Below are 15,629 nucleotides of genomic sequence, written 5' to 3' on the forward strand. Positions count from 1 at the left end.
CCTGAACGGAAAACCGTACGGGACGCCGGGCCGTACGGCCGGGCGGCGCATCCCTCAGCGCTCCCTGCGCGAGCGGTGGAAAAGCCACACCGCGGGTACGAACCAACAGGTCACAAACCAGATCACGGCCGCGGCCACCAGCCAGAACGCGGTCACATCGGCCACGACCACACGCAGGATCAGCAGCAGCGCCGACGCCACCGTGCACAGCAACAGCACCAGCCCGGCCACGGTGAAGCGGGAAGCCCAGTCCACGGTTTCCGGCTTCAGCCGGCGCCCGGTGACGATCCGGTGCAGGGCCACCGGCGCGATCAGCGCGCCGGTGGCCGCCGCCCCCAGCAGGACGGTCACGACGTAGATGCCCCGGTCCACCTGGCCCAGACCCTGGAAACGCGGTGTGAAGGCGACGGTGAGCAGGAACGCGAACAGGATCTGCACACCCGTCTGCGTCACCCTCACCTCCTGGAGCAGTTCGGCCCATCTGCGGTCCGCCCGCTCCTCGCGGGTCTCCACACGACCGGACCGTGCCTCGTGGCCGCCGTTCCCCGGCGTGTCGTGGTCGTCACGCATCTGCGGGACCTCCTTCGGGTCCCGCCACGGGTTCCCACCCGCCCCGAAGGGCGAACATCACACGGCCGAACCCCGGAGAAGCCCTCGGGTCACCTCAGCACGTCGACGGCGAACGCGATACAGAAGGCCACGAACAGCGCCACGAAGAGCCAGATGACGATCGTGGGGCCCTTCGACCAGCCCTTCGTGGGGTTGTACGTCTCCCGCGGACCCGTCTCCGAGAGGCCGTCTTCGGCCGGTGGGGTCTCCCCCGGGGGTACTCCCACATGTGGCTGGAGCCGGGGAGTGCGGTCGGGGTCAGTGGCCGGGTTCCTCTGGTCCATGTCCGATGCGCTCCTCTCCGCCTGCGGCGCGTCGGCTGCCCGGGTTCCGCCACCCCGTTCGAGGCGCTCTCCCCGGTGGCTTCCCACGATACGGCGGAAGCCACGCCGGGCACGTCACGGCGTGCGTGGCGTACGGGAACGGCTTCTTGTCGCGCGGTCCCGGCCAGGCGCCCGGATCGCACTCGCGGCTGGTGGGGCGTGGGCGGCCCGGACACGCGATAACGTGGTGCGCTGCCGACCGCGCTTACCGACGACGTTGCGTGACCAGCAGGAGGTGACGAGTGGGGTCAGCCGATCCCCTGCCCATACGGGTACCGGTCGGTGCGGACTCCGATCGCTGGGCCAGCCGCGCGACGCATCGCCGCGTTCTGCTGGTGGTGCACAACGTCACCTCCGCCGGGCGGCTGCTGGACGTGCTGCCGCTGTTCCACGACGACTTTCGAGTACAGCTGCTGGCCACGTCGACGGAGTCATCCGCGTTCCAAGGTGGCATCCGCGAGCTGTTCGCGGAGCTGGGTCTGCCCGTGCTGCCGTGGGAACAGGCGCTGGAAACACCGGTGGACCTGGCGGTTTCCGCCAGCTTCGGTGGACAACTCCACCGTCTGCACGGCAAGTTGGCCGTATTGTCCCATGGTGTCGGATACACCAAGAAGCTGATGGCGCCGGGGGCCGGGGGTCAGGAGCCGACGTTCGGGTTGTCACCGGAGTGGCTGCTGGCGAACGGCGAACCCTTCGTGGACGGTCTCGTACTGTCCCATCCGGAGCAGCTGGAGCGGTTGCGAAACACCTGTCCCGAAGCCGAGGCGGCGGCCGTCCTCGCGGGCGACCCGTGCTTCGACCGCCTGCTGGCCGGCCGGCCGTACCGGGAGCGGTTCCGGCGGGCGCTGGGCGTGCGGCGCGGTCAGCGGCTCGTGGTGCTGAACTCCACCTGGAACCCGGAGGGTCTCTTCGGAAACGGCGGTGACCACGACGTCCTGCCGAGTCTGCTGCCCCGGCTCGCCGCCGAGTTGCCGGCCGACGACTACCGGCTGGTGGCCGTATTGCATCCGAACATCTGGTACGGGCACGGCCCGGGGCAGATCCGGGTGTGGCTGGACCGGGCCCGCCGCGGCGGCCTCACCCTGATCGACCCCGTACACGCTTGGCGGCAGGCCCTGCTGGCGGCGGATGTCGTCGTGGGGGACTTCGGGGCGGTCTCCTACTACGCGGCGGCGCTGGGCATCCCCGTACTGCTGGCGTCGGCCACCCGGGACAGACTGGATCCGGCGGCGCCACTCGCCACGTTCGTCCGGGAAGCGCCGCGACTCGATCCACACGGCCCGCCACGGGATCAGCTGGAGGAACTGCTGGCGTGGCACCGCCCGCTCCCCGGTCCCGCGGAGTTCACCAGCTCGGCCCCGGGCGCCTCGGCGGCGCTGCTGCGGCGGCTCTTCTACACGCTGATGGATCTCCCCGAGCCCGCGGCCCCCGCGCTGCTGGAGCCGCTGCCGCTGCCACCGTACGATCCGCCACGGCGCACGGCTCCCCTCAACGTCCGTACGCGTGTGCACGGAACCGAGGTCCGGGTCGAGCGCACCACGGGCCACCCGTACGACGCCGTGGGCGAGGCCCATCTCGCCGTGCACGAGGACACCCGGGACCCCGGCGACCTGGAGCCGGCCGACGTGATCGTACGCGAGGGGCGGCCGGACGACCCCCGCCTCGGTGGCCCGAGGGAGTGGACCGCGGAGGTGCTGGACCGGTATCCGCACTGTGCGCTCGCCGTGTATGTGAGCGGACCGGACCGCTGCACCGTGCGCAGCCGGGAACACGGCGTGTTCGAGCTGTCGGCGGGCCCGGGCGCGGACGCCGACCCGGCGGCGTACGCCTCCTCGCTGCACGCATGGCTGGCGGGCGGCCGCACCGTGCCGCCCGGTGGGACGACGCTCCGGGTGCACACGGCCGGCGGTGTGCACCCGGTGGCGGTGGCGCCCGCTAGCGCGGGGCCTGGCAGCGCAGCCGCAGACGGGCGAGATGCGTCAGATGCGGGGTCGCCTGCTCCGGGTTGAGCAGCCGCTCGGCCTCGGTGATCTTCGTCAACGCCTCGGCGTCGTCGCCGGCGTCGTGCAGTGTCTCGGCGAGGTCGGTGAGGGTGCGGGCCTGGTTGTACGCCTCTCCCCGCTCCGCGAAGAAGTCCCGTACGGCCTCCAGGCGTACGCGGGATTCCTCCAGCCGGCCCAGACCGCGCAGGGCTCGGCCCTGGTGGCGTTCGGCCAGGGCGAGGGCCCGTGGCAGGTCCTCCGCGCCCTCCTGGCCGGGGGTGATCCGCCGGTAGACGCGCTCCGCCTCGACGAACCGCTCGTACGCCGCCTCGTAACGCCACCGGTTCAGACTCAGCAGGCCCAGCATCTCCAGGGACGACGCCTCGCCCCGTACGTGGCCCGCCGCGCGTTCACACGCGGCGGCGGTGCGCACTTCGCGGTCGGCCTCCTCCGCCCGCCCCAATTCGCCGAGGCAGTGCCCCAGTTGGAAGTGGAGCGCGCCCGCCATGCGGGAATCCGCGCGATACCGGTCGGCACACCGTGCCCCGACCCGGAGGGCGGGCAGCACCTCGTCCCACCGCCCGGCCTTCAGCTGGACCGGCCACAGCGCGCGGGCCAGCCGCAGCGCGGTGTCGATGTGCTGGTACTCCTCCGCCACCGAAACCGCCCGGACCACGTTTCCGGCCTCGGCCAGCAGCACCGCCATGCCCTCGGCCTCGTCGCGGTACGCGGTGCCCTCCGCCGGTGCGGGCTCGGTCCGCCAGCTCTGCGGCAGCGCCGCGTGCGCGGCGTGCAGGGCTCGGTTGAGCAGTCCGTCGAGGGCCCGGGAGATGGCCGCGGAGCACTCCGGGATGCCGTGTTCCAAGGCCGCGGTGTCCGCCAGCGCATGACGCACTTCGGGCCGGAATCGGTACCGGCCGTCGCCCAGGGGCTCCACCAGCTGTACCTCGGCCGCTTCCACAAGCATCCCGGCGGCCTCCTCCCGGCCCACCTGCGCGGTCTCCGCGGCCAGCCGGGCGTCGAGCGCGGGCCAGCCGCCCAGCGCGGTCAGCCGGCAGAGCCGCGCCGTATCCGGCCGGAGGCGGCGGCAGGCGTTCCGCACCATGCCGTGCACCGGATGGCGTGCCGAGGACTCCGCCATGTCCTCCGGCAGGGGCGGCTCCTCGGCCAGCAGGCTCATCGCCGCGGCCTTCAGGGCGAAGGCGTTGCCCGCGCAATCGCCCAGCAGGGCCGGCATCCGCGGCTTGGCCAGCGCCACCTTCTCGGGCCCCGCCACCTTGCGCAGCATCTTCACCGCGTCCCGGTCGCTCAGCGGAGGCACCGCGATGCGCTCCGCCTCCAGCGCGAAGGCCGGACCGGAGGCGACCACCAGCAGGAACACCTCCGGCGTGGCCGGAACGAGGCCGCGGACCTGCGCCGCGGAGGACGCGTGGTCGATCACCACCAACGCCCTGCGGCCGGTCAGCATCCGCCGATAGAGCTCCACGCGCGCCGGCTCCGCGGGCGGAATCAGCTCGGGCTCGACGCCCATCCGACCGAGCAGGCGCAGCAGGACGGCGGACGGCTCCAGCCCGCTCTCCCCGGGGGCATCGCGAAGGTCGACGTAGAACTGCCCGTCGGGGTACCGCGCGACCTGGTCGGCGCCCCAGTGGAGGGCCACCGCGCTGGTGCCGATCCCGGGCGGCCCGTATAACAGCGCGACCCGGGGCCGCCCCGCCGCGGCGCGGGTCGCCTCCCGCCTCAGCTGCCGCAGGACGGTCTGACGGTCGGTGAAGTCGCGCGTGGCGGGCGGCAGTTGAGCCCCGGGCCGCAGCGCCACCGCCGAATCCGGCAAGCTCCGCAGCAGAAGGGCCCATTCACCGCCACGCCGCCCGTCCCGGCCGAGCCGCGGATGCATCTCCCGCGCCAGCACCTCCCACCCCTCCGGGGTGGTCGGCAGCGGTGTCTCCCGCCCCAGGGTCCGTCTCACCAGCGCGCCCGTCGACAGCAGCATCTGCTTGCCCATCTCCCCGGCGGCGCCGTTCCCCACCGCGGTGAGGAACGCGGTGAGCGCACTCACCGTCACGACCTCGAACACACCGGCCCCTCCCCTGGTACCCATCCGAACCCTGGCCGGACTGTATCCCCGTGGCCATGACGGGGAACAGTCGAACCTCCCCGCACACAATCAGTTATCCGCGGGCGACACGCCGTGAACCACATCCTCGCGGTGCGGCGGTCGCGTTCTTGCGAGAGCCTGAAGAAGGAGAGCGTGCCCGGCGGTGGCGCCGCACATCCACGGTGGCACCTGCGCCTGGCGAGGAAGGCGGGCCATGATGAGCGCTTCAGAAACCGCCGTGGGGCGGAGCCAGGGCGAGATGGCCCCACTCTCGGCGATCACGTTGAACGTCAACGATCAGGTGCGGCAGCTCGAGGTGGATCCACGGACCTCGCTGCTCGACGCGTTGCGCGAACACCTGCGTCTGAGCGGGACCAAGAAGGGGTGTGACCACGGGCAGTGCGGCGCCTGCACGGTCCTGATCAACGGCCGCCGCGTCAACTCGTGTCTGACGCTCGCCGTGATGCATGAGAACGACGCGATCGTGACGATCGAGGGCTTGGGCGATCCCGGCCATCTGCATCCTATGCAACGGGCCTTCGTCGAACGTGACGGCTTCCAATGCGGCTACTGCACCCCCGGCCAGATCTGTTCGGCCGTCGGCATGCTCGCCGAGGTGGAAGCGGGCTGGCCCAGCCATGTCACCGCCGATGTGGCCACGCCGGGGATCGCGTTGACCGACAACGAGATCCGCGAGCGGATGAGCGGCAACATCTGTCGGTGCGCCGCCTACCCGAACATCGTCGCGGCCATCCGCGGCAACGCGGAGGGAGGTCCGGGATGAGGTCCTTCACCTACGAGCGGGCGACGGACCCACGAGCCGCCGTCGCCGCGGTGTCCCGCTCCGGTGCGAAGTTCATCAGCGGCGGCACCAATCTGCTCGATCTGATGAAGCTCGACATCGAGGATCCCAGCCATCTGGTGGACATCAGCCGGCTTCCGCTGCGGGACATCGAGGAACTGCCGGACGGTGGACTGCGCATCGGCGCCCAGGCGCGGAACTCCGACGTGGCCGCCGACGCCCGCGTGCGCACCCGCTACCCGGCACTGTCGGAGGCGCTGGTGTCCGGCGCCTCGGGCCAGTTGCGCAACAAGGCGTCCACCGGCGGAAATCTGGTGCAGCGCACCCGCTGCCCCTACTTCTACGACACGGCCGCGGACTGCAACAAGCGCGATCCCGGATCCGGCTGCGCGGCGATCGGCGGATTCAACCGGATACACGCGATCCTCGGCGCCAGCGACTCCTGCATCGCCACCCACCCCTCGGACATGGCCGTGGCGATGACCGCGCTCGAAGCGCAGATCGAGCTGCTGCGCGCCGACGGCTCGACGCGCCGCGTCGCCATCACCGACTTCTACCGGCTGCCGGGCGACACACCGCATATCGAGAATGTGCTGGAGCCCGACGAGATGATCACGGGTGTGCTGCTGCCGCCGCCCCTGCCGGGCCGGCAGCTCTACCGCAAGGTGCGGGACCGTGCGTCCTACGAGTTCGCGCTGGTCTCGGTGGCGGCCGTCGTCTCGACCGAGCGCGGAACGATCAGTGCGGCACGGGTGGCGTTCGGCGGTGTGGCGCACAAGCCGTGGCGGTCCGTCGAGGCGGAGAACGCGCTGACCGGCCGTCCGGCCACGATGGCCACCTATCGCGCCGCCGCCGAGGCGGCCATGCGCGACGCGGTCGGGCGGGGGCACAACGACTTCAAGATCGAACTGGCCAAGCGCACGCTGTGCCGCACGCTGGCGCAAGCGGCCGGGGCGAGCTGAGGAGGCGAGATGATCGGGCAAGCTGTGAACCGCGTCGACGGCCCGCTGAAGGCCACCGGCCGGGCGACCTACGCCTACGAGCACTGGGAGGCCGGTCAGCCGCTCTACGGCTTCATCGTCGGCGCGACGATCGGCAAGGGCCGCATCACCCGGATCGATACCGAGGACGCCGAACGCGCGCCCGGTGTGCAGCTGGTGATGACCTATCTCAACACCCCCGAGCAGGGCCCCCGCGACGAGTCCATTCCCTTCGAGTACTGGCGCGCCCAGCCGGTGCTGACCGGTCCGGACATTCACTATTACGGCGAGCCGGTGGCGCTGGTCGTCGCCGAGACCCTGGAGGAGGCCCGGGCCGCGGCCGATCTCGTCGAGGTCGAATACCGCGCCGGGCGGGGGCGCTTCGACTTCGGCGAGTTCGAAGACGTCTACATCCCCAAGACGGTCAACGCCGGCCTCCCCACCGACACCGCGGTGGGCGACTTCGACGCCGGGTTCGCCGGGGCGGAGGTCAAGGTCGACCAGCAGTACACGACGCCGTACGAGTTCTCGTTGCCGATCGAACCGAACGCGTGCATGGCGGAGCCGCGCGGCGAGGACCTGGTCATCTACGTCAGCTGCCAGATCACCGACGCGGCGCGGGACTCGGTCGCCAGCACACTGCGGATGGCCCCGGAGCGGGTGCATATCCTCGCCCCCTTCGTCGGCGGGGGATTCGGCTCCAAGCTGGGCATCCATTCGGAGACGATCCTGGCGGCGTTCGCCGCCCGTACGCTGCGCCGGCCGGTCAAGGTCGCGATGACCCGCCAGCAGGTCTTCCAGCTGGTCGGCATGCGTCCCACATCGAGCCAGCGGGTCCGGCTGGGCGCGGGGCGCGACGGACGGCTGTCCGCGATCGCCCACGACGTCACCATGCACACCAACCCCGACATCGAATACGCGGAGCAGACCGCCGCCACCACCCGCAGCCTCTACGCCGCGCCCCACCGGCTGACCAGCCACCGGCTGACGGCACTCGACCTGCCACGCGGGACGGACGTCCGCGCGCCGGGCGAGGCGCCGGGCATGCTGACGGTCGAGTCGGCGATGGACGAACTGGCCGATGCGCTCAGGATGGACCCGGTCGAGCTGCGGATCCGCAACGAGCCCACCGTCGATCCCGAACGGGACGTGCCGTACAGCGACCGGCATCTGGTGGACTGTCTGCGCGAAGGCGCGCGCCGGTTCGGCTGGGAGAACCGCCCGGCCACCCCCGCGAGCGTACGCGACGGGCAGTGGCTGATCGGGTACGGCATGTCGGCCGCCATCCGGGGACACTTCCAGGGGCCGACGGCGGTCCGGGTGCGGCTGGAGACGGACGGCACCGCGGTCATCCAGACGGACATGACCGACATCGGCACGGGCACCTACACCATCCTGACCCAGGTCGGGGCCGAGGGACTCGGGCTACCGCTCGAACGGGTGCGGATCGAGCTGGGACGTTCCGATCACCCCACCAGCTGGGGGTCCGGCGGCTCATGGGGCGCCACCAATTCCTGCACCGCGGTGCACCGGGCCTGCATGACCCTGCGCGAGAAGCTGCTGGACACGGCCCGCGACGACACACGCTCCCCGCTGCACGGCCTGGACCCGGCGAACGCCGTGTTCTCCGATGGCAACGTGGGCATCGACGGCGCGTCCGAGTCGCTGGGCGAGATCGTCGCACGCAACCACCCCGAGGGTGTGGAGGCGGAGGGCCGGACCCTCTTCATGGGCGACGATCCGAACTACTCGGCCTACTCGATCAACACCTACGGGGCCACTTTCGCCGAGGTGGGGGTCGACGCGGACACCGCCGAGGTCCGTCTGCGGCGGATGCTCGGCGTGTACTCGGTGGGCCGTGTGTTCAATCCGAAGACGGCCCGCTCGCAGCTGATCGGCGGCATGATCTGGGGGGTCGGCGCGGCCCTCGAGGAAGAGGCCGTCGTCGACCCGCGCTCCGGCGCCTTCGTCAACCGGGACTTCGCGGGGTACCTGGTGCCGGTCCACGCCGACATCCCCGACGTCGATGTCGTCGTCCTCGAGGGGTACGACGACAAGGCCAACGTCCTCGGCGCGAAGGGCCTCGGCGAGGTGGGCATCTGCGGGTCCGGTGCGTCGGTGGCGAACGCGGTGTTCAACGCCACGGGAGTGCGCGTACGCGACTTCCCCATCACGATCGAGAAGCTGCTGCCCGGACTGCCGCCCATGGACGCGTGAGCGCGTCTCGTTCAACCGGCGCGGCCACCGAGCCCGTCGGGCACCGTCCGGTGGCCCGGTGCGCGTGTCACGCCGTGCTCCCGCCCTTGCGCATGACTCTCGGCGGCGGTAAGCAAAGCTGCATGGGTTGCCGCGGTGGCGCGGGGCAGGGGGAGGCCGTATGGACCAGGGACTCGCGGCCTTCTTCGCCAGTATGGCCGCCCTTCTCGGTGCCCTCATCGGTGGCGGATTTTCGGCGCGGGCGGCGCGTATCGGCGGCGAGAAGACCGTGGAGGCCGCGCGCCAGCAGGTGAGGGACCAGGCGCAGGCGGAGGCGGATCGCTGGCTCTTACAGGCCCGGCATGACGCCTATCAGGTCATCTTGGGGGCCATCGACGCGTACACGGACGCCCTCATCCTGCCCACGACGGAAGCACAGGCCGTGGAGGCGGCGAAGCAGCGGTTCCGCTCGGCCGAACTACGGGTCAAGGTGGTGGGCCCCGAGACGGTCCGAAGCGCGGCCAACGAGTTGTCGCTCACCTTCATCGGTGTGCAACGGGTCCTCGACGACGGGCAGCCGATCGAGTCGTGGATGGCGAGGCGGATCGAGGAACATCACGACGCGTTCGTCAAGGCCGTGACCGCTGTGTACGCATGGGATGCCGACGCCACACGGGATGTTCCGTAAGGCGATTCCAGCGCCGACGGCCATCCACCCACTCACGTCACGCAAGGGATACTGGGCAGGTGGCCCACACTCGCGAGGACCCGCCGTCCCTTCCCACGGAACCGCGGCCCTATCTGGAAGAGCTTGTCCGGCGCACCCGCACGGTGTGCGGGCCTCAGCTGGTGAGCGTCCTCGCGGTCGGTTCCCTCGCGCTCCGGGACTATCGGCACGGCCGCAGCGACGTCGATGTGACGGTCGTCGTGGAGCCGTCACTGCCCGGATCGGCCCTGCACGACCTGGCCACGGCCCTCGCCCACCCGCATCTGCCCTGCCCCGCGGCGGGCCTGGAACTGGTGGTCTACGGAACGGATTTCGTCAGCCGCCCCTCCGGCGACGCCGGGTACCTCCTGGACCTCAACACCGGCCCGCTGCTGCCGGACCGGGCCGGCTTCGACCCGGCGCGGTCCCCGGCGTTCTGGTACGTCATCGACCGCTCCGTCGCCCACCAGACCGGGCTGACGCTGTTCGGCCGCCCGGCCCGGGAGGTGATCGCCGCGCCGGATCGCCGGGACCTGCTCGCCGCGATCCGCGCCTCCGTCCGTGAGCACAGCGACGGCGAAGGCCACCTCGCGGACAACCGTGTGCTCAACGGCTGCCGCTCGGTGGTGTTCTGCCGTACGGGCCGCTGGCTGGCCAAGCGCGTGGCGGCGCGTGAAGTCGCCCTGGCCGAGGGGGAGTTCCGGCCGCTCATCGAGGCCGCGGTGCACAGCTTCGAACGTCCCCGCTCCTCCGCGGTCCCGCTGCCCACCGCCGAGGTGCGGGCCTTCCTGACCTGGGTACGCGAACGGGTCGAGCAGGCCGCGCGGGCGACCGGGGCCTGAGCGGGGTCCGCGGCCTTCGCCCACGGCAGAGGCCGACCGCTTGCTCGAGCCGCGCGCTCAGGGCCGCAGCAGGATGCGGATCGGGTTGCCCTCCCGCTCACGCAACCGGCGGATGCCCTCGTTCACTTCTTCCAGTGGCAGGATCGCGCTGACCGACCCGGAGATGTCCAGACGGCCCCGGGCGGTCAGCTCGACCAGGTCCTCCAGATGTTCCATGCGATATCCGGTGTGTCCGATCACGGTGTGGCGGTTGCGCACGAAGTGCAGTTCCGGGCCCATGGCCAGAGGGTCGGGAGAGATCCCGACGAGCACCAGGCGGCCCCGGTGGCCGAGGGCCCGCTCCGCCTGGGTGAAGGTGGGCGTGCGGCCCACGCAGTCGAAGGCCACGTCCAGGCCCTTGCCGCCGGTGATCTCCTTCAGCCTGGCCCGGGTGTCGTCGTCCGTCGGGTCGAGCGCGAAGTCGGCGCCCAGGGCGAGGGCGCGTTCGCGGGCGGCGGGCAGGGGGTCGAGGGCGACGATCGGGGACGCACCGCAGATGCGGGTCAGCTGTACGAGGTGGGTGCCCAGGCCGCCCAGCCCCCAGATGCCCACGGATTCGGCGGACCGCAGCTGGGCGGTGTCGATGGCGCCGTACGGGGTGGAGACGGCGTCGGCGAGCACGGCGGCGTGTTCCAGGGGTACGGAGCCGGGCACGGCGATGAGCGTGGTGGCGTCGGTCAGGACGTACTCGGCCCAGGCGCCGTCGTAGTGGAAGGCCATGACCTGGAGGTCCTCACAGGTGTTCGTGCCACCGCCGAACCGGCAGGCCGGACATGTGCCGCACGCCCTCCCCGCGCCCAGGACCACCCGGTCGCCCGCCTTCCAGTGCCCGGCGCCACCGCCGACCGCCGCCACCACACCCGATGCCTCATGGCCGGGGGTGACCACCGGCAGCCGGGGCGCGATATGGCCGTCCAGCTGGCTCAGATCCGACTGGCAGATACCGCACGCGGCCACCTTGACCACAACCTCGCCCACCCCCGGCCGGGGCACGGGCACATCCTCGACCTTCAGAGTGCCCGCCGCCGTGTCGAACCGCGCCGCGCGCATCGTGGCCGGGAGGACATCCGCCACCGCGCCCGCCGCTGAGTCCGCTGAGCCGGCCGCGTCCGCGTCGGATCGTATCGGTCGTGCGTCCAAGGTCATCCGTGGTTCCTTTCAGGTGCTCGGCCGGTTGCCGGGCCAGGTCGCCACACGCCGGTCCGGGAGCGGCGAGTGATCACGATGCCGCACGCAGTCTGCCGCATACGGCCAACGCCGGGTGACCCTGGTGGGTTTGCGCGGAGAGGCCGACCGCGATGGCTCGAGGCCGCCGTGCGACTCCGGCACACGCGGCCGCGCGGCCCGAAGGTGTCATTGCAACGGTGTTGCCGGGCTTGACAGTTCGCCGGCAATGACGAGGGCAACCTCCACTCGGCGTTCACACACATGTACCATCCAGCAGCAACATGGAATGCGCCCAGATGAGGGAGCTTGCAGTGGACACTTCTGCCGATAACGCCAGCCTGAAGTCCCAGTACGCCGCTCAGGTCGCCGCCGATCTGGAACGCAACTCCGCGGAGCGCGAACGTCTGGACTCCGAAATCGCGGCGCTGCAACAGCAGTTGGCGGTGCTGGAAGGCAACCGGGCACTTCTGCTCAGCATGCGGGAAACCCTTGGTGACGACGCCACCGCGGGTGTCCTGGAGAACGGCGGCCCCAGCGGCTCCGGAAATGGGGTGGCCGCGATAAGCGAGTCCCCGGCCCCGCCCGCCACGCGCAAGCCGAGGAAGAAGGCCGACGCCACCGGCGGCAAACGGAAGGAGGCGGAGGCGGCCGGGAGTCGTCCGGGCCGTAAGCGGGTGCGGGAGGCGGGTGTGCCCTCTCTTCGGGATCTCGTGCATGACCACCTCACCCAGCACGGCGAGCCCCGCTCGGCGGCCGAGATCACCACCGCCCTCACCCAGGCCCTTCCGGAACGCGAGTTCAAGGGCACGGTCGTGCGCAGCACGCTCGAATCACTCGTCGCCAAGGGCCAGGCACACCGCACCAAGCAGCAGAAGTCCGTCTTCTACTCGGCCGCCACCACGGACGCGGACACCGAGGTGGCCGAGCCCAGTGAGGCAGCCGGGCCCAGCGAGGCGCACGCTTCCTGAGAAGCCACGGACGGCGAGGCGAACACGCGCGCCTCGCCGTTCGGTTCAGCGCGGCTGACGGGCGTGGCGGCGCTCCCGGAGAAGCACCCGGGCGGTGGCCGGTACCGGTGGCCGGGCGGGGGCGCGGAGCAGGCCGGGGCCCTTGGCGGCGGCTGCCGTGGCCGTGAGCTGCTCGATCTCGATCATGGCGCGGAAGAGCGGCCGGCCCTCGGGCGGCGCGAGGCCGACCAGGTGTCGGCTGGCGGACAGGCACTCGCGGGCCTGGCCGATCAGATGTGCCAGAAGGCTCCGGGTTTCCGGGGTGTCCCGGGCGTTCTCCAGGTCGGCGCGGGTGACACCGTACGCGTCGAGCGTCTCCCGCACCACGTTCAGGCGCCCGTCGGCGAGGTCTTCGGAGAGGTCGTTGACGAAGTCCAGGCGCTGACTTCCGTCGATGTACGTCCGGCACGCCTCGCGGTAGCCCGCCTCGGGGTCCTCCCCGGTGAACAGGCTCGCGATCAGCATGAACGCGGGTAGCGCATACGCGTCCACGTAATGCTGGTAGTCCGCTTCGGTGGCGAATCCGGTGAACTCCAGCTCCGTCGCGGCGGCGTCGAGGAAGTCCTCGACCCGGTCGCGCAGCCCGGGGTGCGCGGAGACGGTGTGCAGCAGCGGCCGTACGGCGGCGTGGTCGCTTCCGCCACTTGCCAGGCCGTCGCGCACCTCCTTCACCCACTCCGCGCAGGCCCCGGCGCGCTCCGCGACGGGGCCGCTGTCGAGGAGGGTGTCCGTGCGATGCATGAAGGCGGTCGCCGCGATCAGATGCGGCAGCAGTGGCAGAGGCAGCAGCAGGCGCGCGGCGAGGTAGGAGCTGCGCCGGTAGCCCGCGACCACTTTCCGCTGGTGTGTGTAGTCCTCCCGCAGCCCCGGATCGCTAATCCCCGCGGCATCCAGCGCCCTGCCCCACAGACCCATACCCGTCCTTCCCGATTCCTCGGTCTCCCGGCCGGTCGTTCGCGGCCTCAGGCGAGCCACCGGTCCCGGCCCCCGCCCGTGCGAACCACCGGTGGCGTCCGGCCGTGCCACCGTCGCGGTAGAGGCTACCGTCGCCGTCCCGCGCCACAGGGCGGACACAGGACACGGTGGCCCTGGTCACCCGGCCTCGCGTGGCGCCGCGGGGGCCAGGCGTGCCACCGGCGGTAGCGGTGAGTGCTGCGGCGAGGCTTGGAACGCCTGGATCACGAGCGCGGCGAAGCGCCGGGAGGCCGCGACCCGGGCGGCTTCCGATGTGGTCTGGATGCCCCTGTTGGCCATGAGCATGAGGATCAGATCGTCCAGGACGAAGTCGGGGCGCAGATGGCCGGCGTCCTTGGCGCGGTGGGCCAGTTCCGCGATCGAGTTCAGCGCGTACGCGCGCTCCGCGACGAAGTCGATCGCGTTGGGGAAGGTCGCCATGAAGGCTTCGGTGAAGCCCCGGCTCCGAGCGTGCAGCTCACAGGTCTTCTCGATCACGAGGCGGAAGCCACGCCATGGATCCGGGTGGGCGAGCCCCTCGTCGACGATGGCGCGGCATGCGCGCATCTCGTCCGTGAAGGCTTCGGTGGCCAGCATCTGCTTGGTCGGGAAGCGGCGGTACAGGGTGGCGGGGCCGACCCCGGCGTGCCGGGCGATCTCCCGCATCGGCACCTTCAGACCCTCGGTGGCGAAGAGGGCGCGGGCCGCGTCGAGGATGCGGTCGCGGTTGTCCAGGGCGTCGGAGCGCAGAGGGTGAGGCAAACGGTCGGTCACGCTCTCACTTTAGCTAACCGGACGGGGGCGTCCGTTAATGTCCGAACGCAGGGAAGCTCCCTGCTTCCCCGAGTGCGGGCCGGTCCCGATCGGCCGCGGATCCAGGAGACATCGATCCCGAATCCAGGAGACATCGGTCCCGGATCGAGGAGACGAAGGAGACGACTTTGAAGGCAGTCACGATCCGGACGTTCGGAGGTCCCGAAGGTCTGGCCGTCATCGACGTTCCTGTCCCGGCCCCCGCCGCCGGACAGGTGCTGATCAGGAACGAGGCGATCGGCGTCGGCGGTGTCGACGCCGTGATCCGGCGCGGCACTCTCGCCACGTATGGCTTCGAGGAGGGCCATATCCCCGGCAGCGAGGTGGCGGGCACCGTGACCGCGGTCGGCGACGGCGTCGACGCGTCCTGGGTCGGCCGGCGGGTGTGGGCGTTCACCGGTGTGGGCGGCGGCTACGTGGAACACGCGATCGCCGCGGTCGAGGAGGTCTTCCCGCTCCCCGCGGACCTCTCCGCCGTCGACGCGGTGACGCTGGGCAGCTCCGGAATGGTGGCGCACTTCGGCCTCGCCCATGCCCACTTCGCTCCGGGCGAGTCGGTACTGGTGCGTGGCGCGGGCGGCAGCCTCGGGATCATGACGGTCCAGCTCGCGGCTCACGGTGGCGCCGGCGCCGTGGCGGTCACGACGTCGTCGGCCGAGCGTGGCGATCGGCTGCGCAAGCTGGGCGCCACCCATGTGCTGGACCGCTCAGGCCAGGGAGGCGGCGCGGACGCTCCCGCGGGCTATGACGTCATCATCGACATCATCGCCGGTGCGGACATGCCCTCCTTCTTCGCCAAGCTCAACCCGAACGGCCGCATGGTGGCCGTCGGCGCGGTCGGCGGCCAGCCACCGGCGGACTTCGGCATGGCGATGATGGCGGCGTTCCAGAAGTCGATGTCGTTCGCCACCTTCAGCGCCGCCACCGTGTCGGAGCCCGATCGACGTGCCGTACGGACCGCGCAGTTCGATGCCGCGAGCCGCGGCGAGCTGCGCACGGTGGTGCATGAGCGGCTGCCGCTGGAGCAAGCCGCGCTGGCGCACCGGAAGATGGACGCGGGCGAGGTGTTCGGCAGGATCGTGCTCACACCGTAGCCCGCGCTCCGCTCCCG

14 protein-coding genes are annotated in these 15,629 nt (G+C 71.4%); 8 read left to right on the top strand and 6 right to left on the bottom strand.

The annotated features are described in order from the left end of the window. Positions 1–54: 54 nt before the first annotated feature. On the bottom strand, positions 55–570 hold the full coding sequence (locus tag AB0E24_RS21445) for a DUF6328 family protein (protein WP_069862338.1): 516 nt from the start codon (positions 568–570) through the stop codon (positions 55–57). An 89-nt stretch (positions 571–659) separates the two neighbouring features. Beyond that, positions 660–893: a DUF6480 family protein gene (locus AB0E24_RS21450; protein WP_069862336.1), complete on the bottom strand. Its 234-nt coding sequence runs from the start codon at positions 891–893 to the stop codon at positions 660–662. 281 nt (positions 894–1,174) lie between these two features. On the opposite strand from AB0E24_RS21450, the gene AB0E24_RS21455 reads away from it, so the two are divergent. Next, positions 1,175–2,941 (top strand): hypothetical protein, encoded by a 1,767-nt coding sequence (locus tag AB0E24_RS21455; RefSeq protein ID WP_359379025.1) that lies wholly within the window; start codon positions 1,175–1,177, stop codon positions 2,939–2,941. Here AB0E24_RS21455 and AB0E24_RS21460 read toward each other — a convergent pair. Beyond that, positions 2,868–4,991: an ATP-binding protein gene (locus AB0E24_RS21460; protein WP_359379028.1), complete on the bottom strand. Its 2,124-nt coding sequence runs from the start codon at positions 4,989–4,991 to the stop codon at positions 2,868–2,870. The genes AB0E24_RS21455 and AB0E24_RS21460 overlap by 74 nt on opposite strands. Positions 4,992–5,229: 238 nt before the next feature. Here AB0E24_RS21460 and AB0E24_RS21465 point away from each other — a divergent pair, with 238 nt between their 5' ends. From AB0E24_RS21465 to AB0E24_RS21485, 5 genes are all read left to right on the top strand, one after another. Next, a complete protein-coding gene (locus AB0E24_RS21465; RefSeq protein WP_167499854.1) occupies positions 5,230–5,796 on the top strand; it encodes a 2Fe-2S iron-sulfur cluster-binding protein in 567 nt (188 codons plus the stop codon). Further along, complete coding sequence (locus AB0E24_RS21470; RefSeq protein ID WP_079256160.1) at positions 5,793–6,776, top strand: FAD binding domain-containing protein; 984 nt, start codon at positions 5,793–5,795, stop codon at positions 6,774–6,776. The genes AB0E24_RS21465 and AB0E24_RS21470 overlap by 4 nt, the downstream gene beginning before the upstream one ends. 9 nt (positions 6,777–6,785) lie before the next feature. Continuing rightward, positions 6,786–9,011 (top strand): xanthine dehydrogenase family protein molybdopterin-binding subunit, encoded by a 2,226-nt coding sequence (locus AB0E24_RS21475; RefSeq protein ID WP_359379031.1) that lies wholly within the window; start codon positions 6,786–6,788, stop codon positions 9,009–9,011. 160 nt (positions 9,012–9,171) lie between these two features. After that, a complete protein-coding gene (locus AB0E24_RS21480) occupies positions 9,172–9,678 on the top strand; it encodes a hypothetical protein (RefSeq protein ID WP_093701539.1) in 507 nt (168 codons plus the stop codon). Between the two features lie 59 nt (positions 9,679–9,737). Continuing rightward, positions 9,738–10,538 carry an aminoglycoside adenylyltransferase domain-containing protein gene (locus AB0E24_RS21485; protein ID WP_359379035.1) on the top strand — a complete coding sequence of 267 codons (801 nt, stop codon included), beginning with the start codon at positions 9,738–9,740 and terminating at the stop codon, positions 10,536–10,538. Between the two features lie 57 nt (positions 10,539–10,595). On the opposite strand, the gene AB0E24_RS21490 is transcribed toward AB0E24_RS21485, so the two are convergent. Next, a complete protein-coding gene (locus AB0E24_RS21490; RefSeq protein ID WP_147965005.1) occupies positions 10,596–11,723 on the bottom strand; it encodes a zinc-binding dehydrogenase in 1,128 nt (375 codons plus the stop codon). A gap of 332 nt (positions 11,724–12,055) precedes the next feature. Here AB0E24_RS21490 and AB0E24_RS21495 point away from each other — a divergent pair, with 332 nt between their 5' ends. Further along, entirely contained in the window at positions 12,056–12,712 is a 657-nt protein-coding gene (locus tag AB0E24_RS21495) for a hypothetical protein (RefSeq protein WP_099012400.1), read from the top strand. A gap of 45 nt (positions 12,713–12,757) precedes the next feature. Here the strand turns inward: AB0E24_RS21495 and AB0E24_RS21500 are convergent, their stop codons facing one another. Then, positions 12,758–13,666 (bottom strand): phytoene/squalene synthase family protein, encoded by a 909-nt coding sequence (locus AB0E24_RS21500; RefSeq protein ID WP_102933457.1) that lies wholly within the window; start codon positions 13,664–13,666, stop codon positions 12,758–12,760. A 177-nt stretch (positions 13,667–13,843) separates the two neighbouring features. After that, positions 13,844–14,479, bottom strand: a complete 636-nt coding sequence (locus tag AB0E24_RS21505; RefSeq protein WP_174882456.1) for a TetR/AcrR family transcriptional regulator — start codon at positions 14,477–14,479, stop codon at positions 13,844–13,846. Between the two features lie 167 nt (positions 14,480–14,646). Between AB0E24_RS21505 and AB0E24_RS21510 the strand changes: the two genes are divergently transcribed. Beyond that, on the top strand, positions 14,647–15,612 hold the full coding sequence (locus AB0E24_RS21510; RefSeq protein ID WP_359379040.1) for a zinc-dependent alcohol dehydrogenase family protein: 966 nt from the start codon (positions 14,647–14,649) through the stop codon (positions 15,610–15,612). The last annotated feature ends 17 nt before the right edge of the window (positions 15,613–15,629 follow it).

It is taken from the genome of Streptomyces malaysiensis subsp. malaysiensis, assembly GCF_040653035.1.
GTDB classification, from domain to species: Bacteria; Actinomycetota; Actinomycetes; order Streptomycetales; family Streptomycetaceae; genus Streptomyces; species Streptomyces malaysiensis.

Bases quoted from the DNA above. Each gene is read 5' to 3' on its own strand.
- AB0E24_RS21445 (WP_069862338.1), bottom strand. From the start codon at position 570: ATGCGTGACGACCACGACACGCCGGGGAACGGCGGCCACGAGGCACGG.
- AB0E24_RS21450 (WP_069862336.1), bottom strand. From the start codon at position 893: ATGGACCAGAGGAACCCGGCCACTGACCCCGACCGCACTCCCCGGCTC.
- AB0E24_RS21465 (WP_167499854.1), top strand. From the start codon at position 5,230: ATGAGCGCTTCAGAAACCGCCGTGGGGCGGAGCCAGGGCGAGATGGCC.
- AB0E24_RS21470 (WP_079256160.1), top strand. From the start codon at position 5,793: ATGAGGTCCTTCACCTACGAGCGGGCGACGGACCCACGAGCCGCCGTC.
- AB0E24_RS21475 (WP_359379031.1), top strand. From the start codon at position 6,786: ATGATCGGGCAAGCTGTGAACCGCGTCGACGGCCCGCTGAAGGCCACC.
- AB0E24_RS21480 (WP_093701539.1), top strand. From the start codon at position 9,172: ATGGACCAGGGACTCGCGGCCTTCTTCGCCAGTATGGCCGCCCTTCTC.
- AB0E24_RS21490 (WP_147965005.1), bottom strand. From the start codon at position 11,723: ATGACCTTGGACGCACGACCGATACGATCCGACGCGGACGCGGCCGGC.
- AB0E24_RS21500 (WP_102933457.1), bottom strand. From the start codon at position 13,666: ATGGGTCTGTGGGGCAGGGCGCTGGATGCCGCGGGGATTAGCGATCCG.